A 14,724-nucleotide genomic window follows, 5' to 3' on the forward strand; every position below is an offset into this window, starting at 1 on the left:
CAACACGGGTTTAATTGAAAATTTGCCTGTTGCCCCTTATGATGCGCAGACAGCAGAACGGCAAGCAGCCGCATCAGATAAGAGCAGAGAACGCAGGTTCATGTTTCAGCAGCGCACGCAGCAATCGTGGATGTCCGGATTTCTTTCCCTGAGCGAAGTGGTGTTCCACTCCGCCGTGCGCAGCGTCCGCTCCAAGCACAACAACGCCTTCATCGCACTTGGCCTGAACCTGCTGCAGACGATTCTGTTCGTGCTGGCCTTCTATGTCATGTTTGCGGTGCTGGGCCTGCGCGGCTCCGCCATCCGCGGCGATTTTCTGCTCTATGTGATGTCCGGCGTCTACCTGTTCATGGTGCACACCAAGACTGTCAGTGCCGTTGCCGGCGCTGAGGGCCCCAGCAGCCCTATGATGCAGCACGCGCCGATGAACACGATGGTGGCGCTGCTGTCCGCCGCCATCGGCGCGCTCTATATTCAGGTTCTGTCGCTGATCATCATCCTGTTTGCCTATCACGTCGCCTACACGCCTGTGCATATCGAGGAACCCATTCCCGCCTTCGGCATGGTGCTGCTGGCCTGGATCACCGGGTTCGGCGTGGGGCTGGTGTTTCTGGTTCTGAAGCCTTGGGCGCCAAGCTTTGTCAGCATCCTGATGATGATCTACCAGCGCGCCAACATGATTGCCTCGGGCAAGATGTTCCTGGCCAACACGCTGCCCAGCTTCATGCTGGCAATGTTCGACTGGAACCCGCTGTTCCACTGCATCGACCAGTCGCGCGGCTATGTCTTCATCAACTACAACCCGCATTTCAGCTCCTGGCAGTATGCCGCCTGGGTGGCGCTGGTTCTGATCGTGATCGGCCTGATGGGCGAGTTTTACACCCGCCGCCATGTCTCCCTCAGCTGGAACGCGCGCCGGTGAGGGGGCGGCACGCTGCTGCCCTTCTTTGGCTGGCCTTGCTGGCTCTGCCCGCCGCAGCGCAGGAGTATCCCGCGCTCCACAGTGTCACCGGTGTTGCAGCTGATGACGTGCTCAACATCCGCAGCACCCCCTCCGCCAGTGCTGAAGTCATCGGAACCCTGGCACCGGATCAAACCGGTGTGGAAGTGATTCTAGCGGATGAAAGCGGTAAATGGGGCCAGGTGAACAGCGGCGAGCAATCCGGCTGGGCCGCCCTGCGGTATCTGAGCCTGCAACCCCAAAACGACTGGCGCATGATGCACGGACAGGCGCTGGACTGCTTCGGCACCGAGCCCTTCTGGTCCCTGACCCTGGATGACACCGCCCGCATGACCACCCCGGAGGGCCCGGTCACCGGCTTCACACTGCTGGCAAGGCAGCGGGCAGCAGGCCACAGCGGCAAATCCGGCTTCCACGCTGTCCACCACCCCAGCAACGAAACGTCCGTACCAGGAACCGCCAGCCTGTCCGGCACCCTGACGTCACAACACTGCACCGACGGCATGTCGGACCGCAGCTATGGCATTTCGATCGACCTGCTGCACCTGCGCGGCACGGGCCAGCTCGACGTCCTGACCGGCTGCTGCTCGCTGGTGCCCTAGCCGCCGGCCCCAAGACTTTTCAGCAAAAGTCTTGGCAAAAGTTTTCGGCAAAACTTTTGCGCCCCGCCAGCGTCACGTCACCACCCTGAGCGTCAGGTTGATCCGCCCGCCCTTGGGCAAGAGCCGCGACGACTTGAACCGGATCCGGTCCACCCCGTGATAGGTCAGCCGCGCCTCGCCCCCCATCACCACCACGTCGCCGGAACTCAGCCAGAGCGATTCCGTCCTGCCGCCCCGCGTCTGGCTGCCGATCCGGAACAGCCCGTCATCGCCCAGCGAAATGGAAACCACGGGAAAGGAGAAATCCGCCTCATCCTTATCCTGGTGCAGCCCCATCTTCGCACCCTCGCCATAATAGTTCAGCAGGCAGCATTCCGGCTGCCGCTCCAGCCCGGTCAGCTCCGCCCAGATTTCCAGCACCTCCGCCGGGATCGCCGGCCAGTCCCGCCCCGCCGGGTGCTGCTCCGCATAGCGGTAGCCCTTGGCATCCGAATACCAGCCGAACCGTCCGGCCGAGGTCATCCGCACCGACATCTGCCCGCCGCCCGGCACCTTGGGCGAAAACAGCGGCGCCGCCTTCAGCACCCCCCGCAAGGCCTCGATCAGCGCCGCCTGCCGGACGCCATCGAGATACCCCTTGTGAACATCAAATCCGCGCACCCGCAGCAGGGTCATTGCCGTTCATCCATCCTTAACCATAGCCCTTGCAAAAAAGCGCATTGATTCACGCCTCCGGGCGTGCACTGGCGCTTGCAGGGCCGTTTTCACGTCCCTATATACGCCGGGACGCGGCAAGGTGCAGACCAAACCGCAAAACAATCGGGGCCAGGATGCCGCAACGGGTTCAGGCCTCGGGTAATCGCCTTGAGTAGTAAAAAGGGATCGCAAATGAGCAAAGTTATCGGCATCGACCTGGGTACCACCAACTCCTGCGTGGCCATCATGGATGGCTCCCAGCCCCGCGTGATCGAAAACGCCGAGGGCGCGCGCACCACCCCGTCGATCGTTGCCTTCACCGACGACGAGCGCCTGGTCGGCCAGCCGGCCAAACGCCAGGCCGTCACCAACCCCGACAACACCGTGTTCGGCGTCAAGCGCCTGATCGGCCGCCGGTTCGACGACCCCGCCGTCGAAAAAGACAAGAAGATGGTGCCGTTCTCCATCGTCAACGGCGGCAACGGCGACGCATGGGTGGAAGCCAAGGGTGAGAAATACTCCCCGTCGCAAATCTCCGCCTTCACCCTGGGCAAGATGAAGGAAACCGCGGAATCCTACCTGGGCGAGGAAGTCACCCAGGCGGTGATCACCGTGCCTGCCTACTTCAACGACGCCCAGCGTCAGGCCACCAAAGACGCCGGCAAGATCGCGGGCCTCGAAGTGCTGCGCATCATCAACGAGCCGACCGCAGCTGCGCTGGCCTATGGCCTGGACAAGGAAAACACCCAGACCATCGCCGTATATGACCTCGGCGGCGGCACCTTCGACGTGACCATCCTGGAAATCGACGACGGCCTGTTCGAAGTGAAGTCGACCAACGGCGACACCTTCCTGGGCGGCGAAGACTTCGACATGCGCATCGTCAACTACCTGGCGGATGAGTTCAAAAAGGAAAACGGCGTCGATCTGTCCAAGGACAAGATGGCCCTGCAGCGCCTGAAAGAAGCCGCTGAAAAAGCCAAGATCGAACTGTCCTCCACCTCGCAGACCGAGATCAACCAGCCGTTCATCTCGATGGACCCGTCCTCGGGCCAGCCGCTGCACATGGTAATGAAGCTGACCCGCGCCAAGCTGGAAAGCCTGGTCTCCGACCTGATCAAACGCTCGATGGACCCGTGCAAGGCGGCCCTGAAGGACGCAGGCCTGTCGGCTTCCGACATTGACGAGGTGGTTCTGGTCGGCGGTATGACCCGGATGCCGAAAGTCATCGAAGAGGTCTCCAAGTTCTTCGGCAAGGAGCCGCACAAGGGCGTGAACCCGGATGAAGTGGTTGCCATGGGCGCTGCCATCCAGGCCGGCGTTCTGCAGGGCGACGTCAAGGACGTGGTGCTGCTCGACGTGACCCCGCTGTCGCTCGGCATCGAAACCCTGGGCGGTGTCTTCACCCGCCTGATCGACCGCAACACCACCATCCCGACCAAGAAGTCGCAGGTGTTCTCGACCGCGGAAGACAACCAGAACGCCGTGACCATCCGCGTGTTCCAGGGTGAGCGTGAAATGGCGGCCGACAACAAGATGCTCGGCCAGTTCAACCTCGAGGAAATCCCGCCGGCACCGCGCGGCATGCCGCAGATCGAAGTGACCTTCGACATCGACGCCAACGGCATCGTGTCGGTCGGCGCCAAGGACAAGGCGACCGGCAAGGAACAGCAGATCACCATCCAGGCCTCCGGCGGTCTGTCCGACGACGACATCGAAAAGATGGTCAAGGACGCCGAGGACAACGCCGAGGCGGACAAGGAACGCCGCGAGCTGATCGAAGCCAAGAACCAGGCCGAATCGCTGATCCACTCGACCGAGAAATCGGTGGAAGAGCATGGCGACAAGGTCGACCCGTCCACTGTCGAGGTGATCGAGCTGGCCGTGGCCGCGCTGAAGGACGAGCTGGAGAACGAGAAGGCAACCGCCGACAAGATCAAATCCGGCATCCAGAACGTCACCGAAGCTGCGATGAAACTGGGCGAGGCGATCTACAAGGCGCAGGCCGAAGAAGGCGGCGACGACGAGCCGGCAGCAGCTGACGAAGCCGCAGGCCCGGCAGATGACGACATCGTCGATGCCGAGTTCGAAGACCTGGACAACGACAAGCGCTAACGCCTGAGCACTCAGGCCAAGGCGGGCCGGTCCGACCCCGGACCGGCCCATTTTCGTTGAGGCAGATGGGGTAACCGATGTCAAAACGTGACTATTACGACGTTCTGGGCGTGGCCAAAGGCGCCACCGCAGACGAAATCAAAAAAGGCTTTCGCAAGAAGGCCAAGGAACTGCACCCCGACCGGAACTCCGACAATCCGGACGCCGAGGCGCAGTTCAAGGAAGCCAACGAGGCTTATGACGTCCTCAAGGACGCCGAGAAAAAGGCGGCCTATGACCGCTTTGGCCATGCTGCCTTTGAAAACGGCATGGGCGGCGGCCAGCGCGGCGGCGGCGGCCAGGGCTTTGGCGGCGGCGATTTCTCCTCCGCCTTCTCCGACGTGTTCGACGACCTGTTCGGCGATTTCATGGGCGGCCAGCGCGGCGGCGGTGGCGGACGCCAGCGCGCATCGCGCGGCGCAGACCTGCGCTACAACCTGCGCGTCTCTCTGGAGGAAGCCTTCAGCGGGCTGCACAAGACCATCAAGGTCCCGGCCTCCGTTTCCTGCACCTCCTGCGAGGGCACCGGGGCTGAGGGCGGCGTCGAGCCCACTACCTGCCCGACCTGTTCCGGCATGGGCAAGGTCCGCGCGCAGCAGGGCTTCTTCACCGTTGAACGCACCTGTCCGACCTGCTCGGGCCTGGGCCAGATCATCAAGAACCCGTGCAAATCCTGCCACGGCCACGGCCGGGTGGAAAAAGACCGCTCGCTGTCGGTGAACATCCCGGCAGGGGTGGAAACCGGTACCCGCATCCGCCTCGCGGGCGAAGGCGAAGCCGGCCTGCGCGGCGGCCCTCCGGGCGATCTCTACATCTTTGTCGAGGTCGGCCCGCACAAGCTGTTTGAGCGCGACGGCAACAACCTCTACTGCCGGGTGCCGGTCAGCATGGCCAAGGCATCGCTTGGCGGCTCCATCGAGGTGCCGACCATCGACGGCGGCCGCGGCCGGGTGCAGATCCCCGAGGGCAGCCAGTCCGGCCGCCAGATGCGCCTGCGCGGCAAGGGCATGCCGGCGCTGCGCGGTGGCGCCACCGGCGACATGTTCATCGAACTGGCGGTGGAAACCCCGATGAACCTCACCGCCCGCCAGAAGGAGCTTCTGCGCGAGTTCGAGGACATATCCGAGGAAAACACCAACCCCGAATCCCGCAGCTTCTTCTCTTCGGTGAAAAGCTTCTGGGATGGGATGAAGGGGTGAGGCCCGTCTAGGAAACCGTCCGGGGGACGGTTTCAGGGCCGAACGGGCGGAGCCCCGGGCATTGCCACCTCTCCGACTTTCTGAAAGCGTCCCAGCCGGGGCGCTTTCTTTATAAAGAGGTTCAGTAGTGGCCAACAAAGAATGGAAGATCATCGACGGCAAAATCCCTGATGACGCCATGGCATTTATGGAGGATGGCATCGCCAAGGCGAATGCCGCGTGGGACAAGCGCGTCAATGAAGGAACAATCATACCGCCCTGGTGCGAGATCCCTGGTTACGGCCATACTTCGATGTGCTGGCGCATGGGCGGCGGAGAAGACTACATGAGAAATTTTCGCGCGTGGTTTTCGCAGCTGGAAACCAACGACAGAATTCAGTTTGAAACTAAGTTCCCAGAACCTCAGGATTGGTCTGGGTTCTACAAATCCATCGAAACGGGATCATAGACGCCCGCTCACTATCCCCCACGCCGCGCTGCGGCGGTGCACAGGGGGTGCACAAGGGGTGCACGCCTGTCACCCCCTTACAGCCGCCCCTCCGCCACTCTCGCAGGGCATCCATTAACACTTCCTCAACCATGATGGCGGCACCATGGCGCCATGGCACAGGACCCCGCATTCGAGGACGTCTCCCTGCCGCTGTTTCCCGGCAGCGAGGAGGCCCCTGCGGCCCCGCTCTCCCCCGGCCGCCTGCCCTCCTACATCAAGGACCACCGCGCCCGCCTGCGCGAGCGTTTCATGGCCGGCGGCGCCGCCGCGATGCCCGATTACGAGCTGCTGGAACTGGTTCTCTTCCGCTCCATCCCGCGCCGCGACGTGAAACCCTTGGCGCGTCAACTGCTTGATACCTTTGGTGATTTCAACCGCGTGGTGGCAGCCGCACCGGAACGGCTGGCGCAGGTCAGGGGCATCGGCGACGCGGTCATCACTGACCTCAAGGTGCTGGAGGCCGCCGCGCACCGCATGGCCCGCGCCCGGGTGATGCAGCGCCAGGTGATCTCCAGCTGGGACGCGCTGCTGGACTATTGCCACACCACCATGGCGCATCGCGAGACAGAGCAGTTCCGCATCCTGTTCCTGGACCGCAAGAACGTCCTGATCGCCGACGAGGAACAGGCCCGCGGCACCGTCGACCACGTGCCCGTCTACCCCCGCGAGGTCGCCAAACGCGCCCTGGAACTGAACGCCAGCGCCTTGATTCTGGTGCATAATCACCCGTCCGGAGACCCCACGCCCTCGGACAGTGACATCGGTATGACGGATCAGATCCAGGCCGCCCTCAGCGCCTTGGGAATCACCCTGCACGATCACCTGATCATCGGAAAATCCGCCGAACTCAGCTTCCGCGCTCAGGGATACCTGTAGCGCATTTCTCAGTCATCATCAGCGGTTTTGGGAGGAAGTGGTGAGCCGTGCAGGATTCGAACCTGCGACCCACTGATTAAAAGTCAGTTGCTCTACCAACTGAGCTAACGGCCCACTTCTTCGTCGCGGTCTAAGTGTTTTTCCCAGAAGGTTCAAGCACTTATTTCGCTTTGGTCCGGCGTGGCGGTGTGTGTCACGCTGTCCCGATAGGCGGCGTATCTAGGGCCAGTGCGGCGGGGGGTCAACCCCTTTTTTCAACTTTTCTCACCGAAGGCTGGATTCATCTCCGCGCCGGGTCTATATGCCCGCCATGAGCACCTCGGCAGACATAAAAATCCCCTTCATGAAGATGCACGGGCTGGGCAACGACTTCGTCGTTGTCGACGCGCGCGCGCAGGACATTGCCATCACCCCGGCGATGGCCAAGGGAATCGCGCACCGCCAGTTCGGCGTCGGCTTTGACCAGCTGACGGTGATCTCGAACGGGCCGGGCGACGCGCATCTGACCTTCTACAATGCCGACGGCTCCACCTCTGCGGCCTGCGGCAATGCCACCCGCTGCATCGCCCGCCACCTGATCCTGGAGACCGGCAAGCCGGAGCTGCACCTGACCACGGACCGCGGCGACCTTTATGCCCGCGACGCCGGCAACGGGCTCACCTCCGTCAACATGGGGGCGCCGCAGCTGGACTGGCAGGACATTCCCCTGGCCGAGGAAGCGGACACGCTGGAACTGCCGATCGAGGGCGGGCCCACCGCCACCGGCATGGGCAACCCCCACTGCACCTTCTTTGTCGAGGACGCCGAGGTCATCCCGCTGGCGGAGTTCGGTCCCCGCTACGAGCACCACCCGCTCTACCCGCAGCGCACCAATGTACAGGTCGCCCAGGTCACCGGCCCCGACCGCATCCGCATGCGCGTCTGGGAGCGCGGTGTAGGCGTGACACTGGCCTCCGGCTCCTCCTCCTGCGCAACCGCCGTTGCAGCCGCCCGGCGCGGCCTGACGGGCCGCAAGGTGCAGATCGATCTGGATGGCGGCACCCTGTGGATCGACTGGACCGAGGACGGCGTCTGGATGACCGGCCCGACCATGCATGTGTTCGACGGCACCTTCACCCGCAAATTCCTGGAGTCGCTGGCATGAGCGTGCCCAAGTTCACCACCCTCGGCTGCCGCCTGAATGCCTATGAGACCGAGGCGATGAAGGAGCTGAGCCAGCAGGCAGGCCTGGAGAACGCCGTGGTGGTCAACACCTGCGCGGTAACAGCCGAGGCCGTGCGCAAGGCGCGCCAGGAGATCCGCAAGCTGCGCCGCGAAAATCCGGAGGCGCCGATCATCGTGACCGGCTGCGCGGCCCAGACAGAGCCGGAGACCTTTGCCGCAATGGAAGAGGTCACCCGCGTCATCGGCAACACCGAGAAGATGCAGCCCGAGACCTGGCAGCAGATCGCCAAGGGCCCGGATTTCATCGGCACCACGGAGAAGGTCCAGGTCGACGACATCATGTCGGTGACAGAGACCGCAGGCCACCTGATCGACGGTTTCGGCACCCGCAGCCGCGCCTATGTGCAGGTCCAGAACGGCTGCGACCACCGTTGCACCTTCTGCATCATCCCCTACGGCCGCGGCAACTCCCGCTCGGTCCCCGCGGGCGTGGTGATCGACCAGATCAAGCGGCTGGTGGACAGGGGCTACAACGAGGTGGTTCTGACCGGCGTGGACCTCACCTCCTGGGGCGCTGATCTGCCCGCACAGCCCCGCCTGGGCGACCTGGTGATGCGGATCCTGAAGCTGGTGCCGGACCTGCCGCGGCTGCGCATCTCCTCGATCGATTCGATTGAGGCGGACGAGAACCTGATGCAGGCAATCGCCACCGAGCCGCGGCTGATGCCGCATCTGCACCTGTCGCTGCAGCATGGTGACAACCTGATCCTGAAACGCATGGCCCGCCGCCACCTGCGCGACGACGCCATCGCGTTTTGCGAGGAGGCCCGCCGCCTGCGTCCGGAGATGACATTCGGCGCCGACATCATCGCAGGCTTCCCGACCGAGTCCGACGCCCATTTCGAGAACTCGCTGAAACTGGTCACCGACTGCGATCTGACCTGGCTGCACGTCTTCCCCTATTCCAAGCGCGAGGGCACCCCGGCGGCGAAGATCCCGAACCAGGTGAACGGCAACGTGATCAAGGAGCGTGCTGCCCGCCTGCGCGCGGCCGGCGATGCGCAAGTGGAACGCCATCTGGCAGAGCAGGTCGGCAAGACCCACCGCATTCTGATGGAAAACCCGCATATGGGCCGCACCGAACAGTTCACGGAAGTGGCGTTCGCAGCCCCCCAGGAAGAAGGCCGGATCGTCACCGCCGCCATTACCGGTACGGCAGGCAGCCAGCTGGTGGCCTGACCCAGAGGGGAATTGCTTTCCCCGCTCCTACCCGCTAAATCTCACAACACAGGTCCCGGATACCTGCCGCTCGCGGCCGCTGGCCATGGTGAAATCCGGACAAGGTTTATCCTGACGCCTGGGTGCACGCCCAGACAGCAATGCGAGCCCTGTCTGCAACGGCACATGCACTCTTTCGCGAAAGGTACATCCATGCAGACCAACTCTGCCCTTCCTTCTGTTGCGCAGCTCAAGGCCGAGGCCCGGCTCTTGCGCAAGCATTCCAAAGCCCAGGGCCAGCCCATCCCCCACAGCACCGCCCTGGAGCGGATCGCCCAGTACTACGGTTTCCGCGACTGGAACACGCTCCACGCCCGTGCCTCCAACGCGCCGGAGCTGCAGGTGGGGATGCGGGTCGAGGGGCGCTATCTGGGCCAGCCCTTCACCGGCTATGTCCACGGGCTGGCCGCCTGCGGCGGCAATGGCCACCGGCGGATCACCCTGCAATTCGACGCGCCTGTGGACGTGGTCCAGTTCGACAGCTTCTCCTCCTGGCGTCAGCGGGTGTCCGCGGTGATCAATGCGGACGACCGTTCGCCGCAGAAGACTTCCAACGGCCTTCCGCATCTGACGGTCAGCCCGCTGGCCTAGGCTTCCGGCTTCTTTCTGGTCCGAAATACCCCGGGGTGAATGCGCGTCCGCGCGCAGAGGGGCAGCGCCCCTCCCCGTCAGCAACGAAAAACCCCCGCAAGCATCACTTGCGGGGGTTTGATGTTTCCAAGCTTTAGTCAGCTGCCAGGGATCAGTGCTTGCCCTTGTGCGGCGCCCAAAGGCGCTTGTTGGTCAGATACAGCATCACCGACAGCAGGGTCAGGAACAGCACGCCGACAAAACCGGCCTGCTTGCGCGCCATCATCTTGGGCTCTGCGGTCCACATCAGGAAGGCCGCGACGTCCTGCGACATGGCTTCCACGTCGTTGGCGTGGCCGTCGGCAAATTCCACCTGCTCATCGGACAGCGGCGGCGCCATGGAGATCCAGCCGCCCGGGAAGGCAGTGTTCTCATAGAAGGTGGTGCCTGCTTCTTCCTTGGACTCACCGGTGTAGCCGGCCAGCAGCGAGGCGATGTACTCGGCACCGCCCATGCCCTTGAACAGCTGGTTGATGCCCAGGCCATAGGGGCCGTGGAAGCCCGCACGCGCCTTGGCCATCATGCTGAGGTCCGGGGCGCCGGCGTTGTTGTTCTCCGGGAAGTGATCGACCGGCTTGGCCGGGCGGTCCTCATCCAGTTCCGGATCGTAGACGCTGAAGTTGTCAGCTGCGTAGGCACGCACCTGATCCTCCGGCAGCTGCGGGCCGCCCTCGTCTGCCAGGGTGCGCAGCGGCACCAGCTTCAGCCCGTGGCAGGCCGCGCAGACTTCGGTGTAGATCTGCAGGCCGCGCTGCAGCTGGTTGCGGTCGTAAGTGCCGAACGGGCCTTCAAACGAGAAGGCGTAGTCGGTGATGTGCTGCTCGCCGCCGCCTGCTGCGTAAGACGCAGCAGGGATCATGGCCAGAGCGAAGGCGGCACCGGTTGCCAGTTTCTTGAACATTGTCAGGTGTTCCTTCTTCTTACTCGGCAGGAGTGGCGTCAGCAGAAGACTTCTTGCCGTAGTGGGCGTCGAAATCCTCTTCGATGGTTGCAGGCTGAGCCAGCGGCTTCTCGATCACGCCCAGCAGCGGCAGGATCACGAAGAAGTAGCCGAACCAGTAGGCCGATGCGATCAGCGAGAACGATGCATAAGGCTCTTCCGCCGGCATCGCACCCAGCCACATCAGGGCAAAGAAGTCGACGACCAGCAGCGCGAACCACCATTTGAACATCGGGCGGTAACGGCCCGAACGCACGTTGGAGGTGTCCAGCCAGGGCGCCAGCGCCATGGCCAGGATCGCGCCGAACATGGCGATCACGCCAAAGAACTTCGCATCCACAATGCCGCCGGTCACGAAGGACGCGAACTGCACCACCCAGACCTCGGAGGTGAAGGCACGCAGGATCGCGTAGAACGGCAGGAAGTACCATTCCGGAACGATGTGCGCCGGGGTCACCAGCGGGTTGGCTTCGATGTAGTTGTCCGGGTGGCCCAGGTAGTTCGGCATGAAGCCGACGATGGCCCAGAACACAACCAGCACAACGGCCAGGCCCAGGAAGTCCTTGATCACGAAGTACGGCCAGAACGGCAGGGTGTCTTTCTTGGCTTCTTCCTTGGACCCCTTGCGGACATCAACACCGGTCGGGTTGTTGTTGCCGGTGGTGTGGAAGGCCCAGATGTGCACGATCACCAGCGCTGCAATCACGAAGGGCAGCAGGTAGTGCAGCGAGAAGAAGCGGTTCAGGGTTGCGTTGTCCACTGCGGGCCCGCCCAGCAGCCAGGTCTGGATCGCTTCGCCGATGAACGGGATCGCGCCAAACAGGCCGGTGATAACGGTGGCCCCCCAGAAGGACATCTGGCCCCAGGGCAGAACGTAGCCCATGAAGGCGGTGCCCATCATCATCAGGTAGATCAGCATGCCGACAATCCAGGTGACTTCGCGGGGCGCCTTGTAGGAGCCGTAGTACAGGCCGCGGAAGATGTGGATGTAGACGGCAACAAAGAACAGCGACGCGCCGTTCATATGCAGGTAACGCAGCATATGGCCGCCGTTCACGTCGCGCATGATATGCTCGACAGAGGCGAACGCCAGATCAACATGCGGGGTGTAGTGCATCACCAGGACGATGCCGGTGACGATTTGCAGCGCCAGGCAGAAGGCCAGGACGATGCCCCAGATCCACCACCAGTTCAGGTTCTTGGGGGTGGGGATCATGATGGTGTCATAGATCAGGCCGACGATGGGCAGGCGGCTGTGCAGCCACTTTTCTGCGCCTGTCTTCGGCTCGTAATGGTCGTGCGGAATACCGGACATGAGCGCGTTTCCTTATCCCAGCTTGATGGTGTTGGCGTCGGTGAACTCAGCCACCGGCACGTGCAGGTTCTCCGGCGCCGGGCCTTTGCGGATGCGGCCTGCGGTGTCGTAGTGCGAGCCGTGGCACGGGCAGAACCAGCCGTTGAATTCGCCGGCACCGTCGCCCAGCGGCACACAGCCGAGGTGGGTGCAAACACCCATCATCACCAGCCATTCGCCGGCGTCGTCCATGGTGCGGTTGACGTCAGCCGCGTCGGTGCCCGGCTTGTTGGCGTTTTCCGACCGCGGGTCGATCAGTTCGGACAGCTCCACGGCACGGGCTGCCTCGATCTCTTCCTGGGTGCGGCGGCGGATGAACACCGGCTTACCAAGGAACATGACCGAGATCTGCGTGCCAACTTCCACGCCGCTGACATCGACCAGGATCGAGGACAGCGCTTTCACGTCGGCGGAGGGGTTCATCTGGTTGACCAGGGGCCATACGGCGGCACCCGCGGTCACTGCCCCGGCGCCGGCAGTGGCGTAGTAGAGGAAATCTCTCCGGGTTCCTTCGTGGTCTTCTGCGTGGGACACGAGGTTTTCTCCAATTCCAGCGCCCGTTTAGGGCAAACATGCGCATGCACCGCGATTGCTCGCAGTGACTCAGGCGCGTGTCTAGCGGGGAGAAGCCGCTTCGTCCAGCGGTCATAGGCGCGCAGAAAGCCGCAGACGGCAATTCTGTCACGCCTGTGTGACAGTGCCGCACCCATATCGGCGCGACACCTGTCTGTTTCAAGGGGCCTGCTCAGGCCGCGGGTGGTTTTGTCGCCTGCATCGCGGGGCGCGATTCGAAATCCGCGAACCAGTCCGCCAGCGCCTCATTACCCTGGCGCCAGTTGGTTTCGGGGTGGCGGAAATCCACATAAGCCAGGGCGCAGGCCACCGCGATCTGGCCGATATCCAGCGGCCCCTGCAGGTGGCTCATCCAGCGCGCATTCAGCGCCGCGCAGCCGCCCAGCACCTTGCCCCGCTGCGCGTCCAGCCAATTGTCCCACTGTTTATCTTCGGGACGCAGCCGTTTTTCATAAGACATCAGCACCGCCGCATCCATGATTCCGTCGGCCGTGGCCTCCAGCACCTTGCTGTCCCAGCCGCGGCCGTACAATTTGCCGCCTGCGCGCTCATCCAGGTAGGCGCAGATCACCCGGCTGTCATACAAGGCCGGCCCGTCATTGCGCTCCAGCGCCGGGATCTTGGCCAGCGGGTTGCTGGCCTTCACATCCGGGCTGGGCTTCAGGGGCGTGGTGGTGACGTCCATAATATCAACATCCTCCAGCTGCCCGGTTTCATGCAGCAAAACCACAACCTTGCGGGCAAAGGGGGATGCCTGGGAAAAAGTGAGCTTCATGGAAAATCCTCCGGTGTTTGGCCGCAGCCTACTGCAAGCGGGCCTGAGGGGAAGGGGCAAATGCAGCACTGTGCTAGACTGGGCCCGTGTAACAAGTGACAGGAGCCCCACAATGATCATGCGGATATTCCAGGTTACCATACGGCCCGGCAAAGAAGCCGAGTTCAGCAAGTTCTTTCACGAAACCGCAATCCCGCTGATGAAGGGCACCGAGGGCATCGTCTCGGTCCTGCCCGGCGCGCCGCGCTCTGAGACCCCGCGGGAGTTCAGCTTTGTGATGGTCTGGAGGGATCTGGCCTCGCTCAAGGCATTCGTGGGCGAGGATTACACCAGTCCGCACATCGACCCGGCCGAGGCCGAACTGGTCGAGTCGCGCACCATCAAACACTATGATCTGGTAGAAGCCTGACGCATCAGCACCGCCAGCTCCTCCAGCTCCGCGCCCATGCCGCCGGCTATGGCCTCTGCGGCTCCGGCGCGCGCGGCGTCCGGTTTGTTCTGGCTCAGCTTCCAGGTGCCATCAGAGCCCGTGATCCGCATCCGGGCGGGCACGATCATCCGCATCATCCGCGCCAGCGCCGCTGCATCCATCTTGGCCGTCGTCCAGGGCGGCTTCGGCGCCAGCCGCGCCTCATAGAACGCCGACTGCCGGTCCAGCAGATCGCGCAATTCCTCATCCGGACGCAACTCCAGCTCGCCAGTCAGATGCACCGCGACATAGTTCCAGGTCGGCACCTGATCTGGCACCCCGTACCAGTCCGGCGAGACATAGCCATCCGGCCCGCTGACGGCGATCCTGGCCGGGCGCGCTTCCTTCAGCATCCGCACAATCGGATTGGAGCGCACCAGATGCAGATCCGCCCATTCCCCGTCTTCGGAAATCAGGAACGGCACATGGCTGATCAGCGGCGCCTCCTCCGTGGAGACCGCCAGAACGCCAAAGGCCCGCGCACGGGCAAACGCCAGGTTCTGCGCGGTATCCGCATCGTGAAAAACCGGATTGGGGTGCATGAAAATTCTCCTGTGCCTGCC

At 63.3% G+C, this 14,724-nt stretch carries 16 protein-coding genes and 1 tRNA gene; 10 read left to right on the plus strand and 7 right to left on the minus strand.

The genetic code is table 11. The annotated features are described in order from the left end of the window. The first annotated feature begins 100 nt into the window (after positions 1-100). Positions 101-922, plus strand: coding sequence for an ABC transporter permease (locus tag RA21_RS06760; RefSeq protein ID WP_019297577.1), 822 nt, complete (start codon positions 101-103; stop codon positions 920-922). A gap of 35 nt (positions 923-957) precedes the next feature. Continuing rightward, positions 958-1,563 carry an SH3 domain-containing protein gene (locus RA21_RS06765; protein ID WP_019297576.1) on the plus strand — a complete coding sequence of 202 codons (606 nt, stop codon included), beginning with the start codon at positions 958-960 and terminating at the stop codon, positions 1,561-1,563. Positions 1,564-1,635: 72 nt separating this feature from the next. On the opposite strand, the gene RA21_RS06770 is transcribed toward RA21_RS06765, so the two are convergent. Continuing rightward, the gene (locus RA21_RS06770; protein WP_039147472.1) at positions 1,636-2,238 is read right to left on the minus strand and encodes an alpha-ketoglutarate-dependent dioxygenase AlkB family protein; all 603 of its coding nucleotides are present in this window, start codon (positions 2,236-2,238) and stop codon (positions 1,636-1,638) included. A gap of 189 nt (positions 2,239-2,427) precedes the next feature. Between RA21_RS06770 and dnaK the strand changes: the two genes are divergently transcribed. From dnaK to radC, 4 genes are all read left to right on the plus strand, one after another. After that, on the plus strand, positions 2,428-4,374 hold the full coding sequence (gene dnaK, locus RA21_RS06775) for a molecular chaperone DnaK (RefSeq protein ID WP_275041405.1): 1,947 nt from the start codon (positions 2,428-2,430) through the stop codon (positions 4,372-4,374). Between the two features lie 77 nt (positions 4,375-4,451). After that, positions 4,452-5,612, plus strand: coding sequence for a molecular chaperone DnaJ (gene dnaJ, locus RA21_RS06780; protein WP_019297573.1), 1,161 nt, complete (start codon positions 4,452-4,454; stop codon positions 5,610-5,612). A 127-nt stretch (positions 5,613-5,739) separates the two neighbouring features. After that, entirely contained in the window at positions 5,740-6,060 is a 321-nt protein-coding gene (locus tag RA21_RS21955) for a hypothetical protein (RefSeq protein ID WP_052257608.1), read from the plus strand. Positions 6,061-6,213: 153 nt separating this feature from the next. Then, positions 6,214-6,978, plus strand: a complete 765-nt coding sequence (gene radC, locus RA21_RS06790; protein ID WP_039147474.1) for a RadC family protein — start codon at positions 6,214-6,216, stop codon at positions 6,976-6,978. A 38-nt stretch (positions 6,979-7,016) separates the two neighbouring features. Here the strand turns inward: radC and RA21_RS06795 are convergent. After that, positions 7,017-7,092: transfer RNA gene (locus tag RA21_RS06795), tRNA-Lys, on the minus strand. A gap of 187 nt (positions 7,093-7,279) precedes the next feature. Between RA21_RS06795 and dapF the strand changes: the two genes are divergently transcribed. The 3 genes from dapF (at position 7,280) to RA21_RS06810 (ending at position 10,011) form a co-directional block, all read left to right on the plus strand. After that, positions 7,280-8,122 (plus strand): diaminopimelate epimerase, encoded by an 843-nt coding sequence (gene dapF, locus RA21_RS06800; RefSeq protein WP_039147475.1) that lies wholly within the window; start codon positions 7,280-7,282, stop codon positions 8,120-8,122. Further along, the gene (gene mtaB / locus RA21_RS06805) at positions 8,119-9,381 is read left to right on the plus strand and encodes a tRNA (N(6)-L-threonylcarbamoyladenosine(37)-C(2))-methylthiotransferase MtaB (protein ID WP_039147476.1); all 1,263 of its coding nucleotides are present in this window, start codon (positions 8,119-8,121) and stop codon (positions 9,379-9,381) included. Before dapF ends, mtaB begins: the two co-directional genes overlap by 4 nt. Before the next feature lie 192 nt (positions 9,382-9,573). Continuing rightward, positions 9,574-10,011, plus strand: a complete 438-nt coding sequence (locus RA21_RS06810) for a glyoxalase superfamily protein (RefSeq protein WP_039147477.1) — start codon at positions 9,574-9,576, stop codon at positions 10,009-10,011. A gap of 151 nt (positions 10,012-10,162) precedes the next feature. Here RA21_RS06810 and RA21_RS06815 read toward each other — a convergent pair whose 3' ends face one another. The 4 genes from RA21_RS06815 to RA21_RS06830 all read right to left on the minus strand — a co-directional run bounded on the left by RA21_RS06815 (position 10,163) and on the right by RA21_RS06830 (position 13,692). After that, positions 10,163-10,951, minus strand: a complete 789-nt coding sequence (locus RA21_RS06815) for a cytochrome c1 (protein WP_019297568.1) — start codon at positions 10,949-10,951, stop codon at positions 10,163-10,165. Between the two features lie 19 nt (positions 10,952-10,970). After that, positions 10,971-12,305 carry a cytochrome b gene (petB, locus tag RA21_RS06820; RefSeq protein WP_019297567.1) on the minus strand — a complete coding sequence of 445 codons (1,335 nt, stop codon included), beginning with the start codon at positions 12,303-12,305 and terminating at the stop codon, positions 10,971-10,973. Between the two features lie 12 nt (positions 12,306-12,317). After that, positions 12,318-12,878, minus strand: a complete 561-nt coding sequence (gene petA, locus RA21_RS06825) for a ubiquinol-cytochrome c reductase iron-sulfur subunit (RefSeq protein ID WP_039147478.1) — start codon at positions 12,876-12,878, stop codon at positions 12,318-12,320. A gap of 211 nt (positions 12,879-13,089) precedes the next feature. Continuing rightward, a complete protein-coding gene (locus RA21_RS06830) occupies positions 13,090-13,692 on the minus strand; it encodes a glutathione S-transferase (protein WP_039147479.1) in 603 nt (200 codons plus the stop codon). 112 nt (positions 13,693-13,804) lie between these two features. Here RA21_RS06830 and RA21_RS06835 point away from each other — a divergent pair, with 112 nt between their 5' ends. Further along, positions 13,805-14,101, plus strand: coding sequence for an antibiotic biosynthesis monooxygenase family protein (locus tag RA21_RS06835; RefSeq protein ID WP_019297564.1), 297 nt, complete (start codon positions 13,805-13,807; stop codon positions 14,099-14,101). Here the strand turns inward: RA21_RS06835 and RA21_RS06840 are convergent. Beyond that, the gene (locus RA21_RS06840) at positions 14,080-14,703 is read right to left on the minus strand and encodes an FMN-binding negative transcriptional regulator (protein WP_039147480.1); all 624 of its coding nucleotides are present in this window, start codon (positions 14,701-14,703) and stop codon (positions 14,080-14,082) included. The two genes, RA21_RS06835 and RA21_RS06840, sit on opposite strands and share 22 nt — an antisense overlap. Between the last annotated feature and the right edge of the window lie 21 nt (positions 14,704-14,724).

This window comes from Leisingera sp. ANG-DT, from assembly GCF_000813785.1.
Lineage (GTDB): Bacteria > Pseudomonadota > Alphaproteobacteria > Rhodobacterales > Rhodobacteraceae > Leisingera.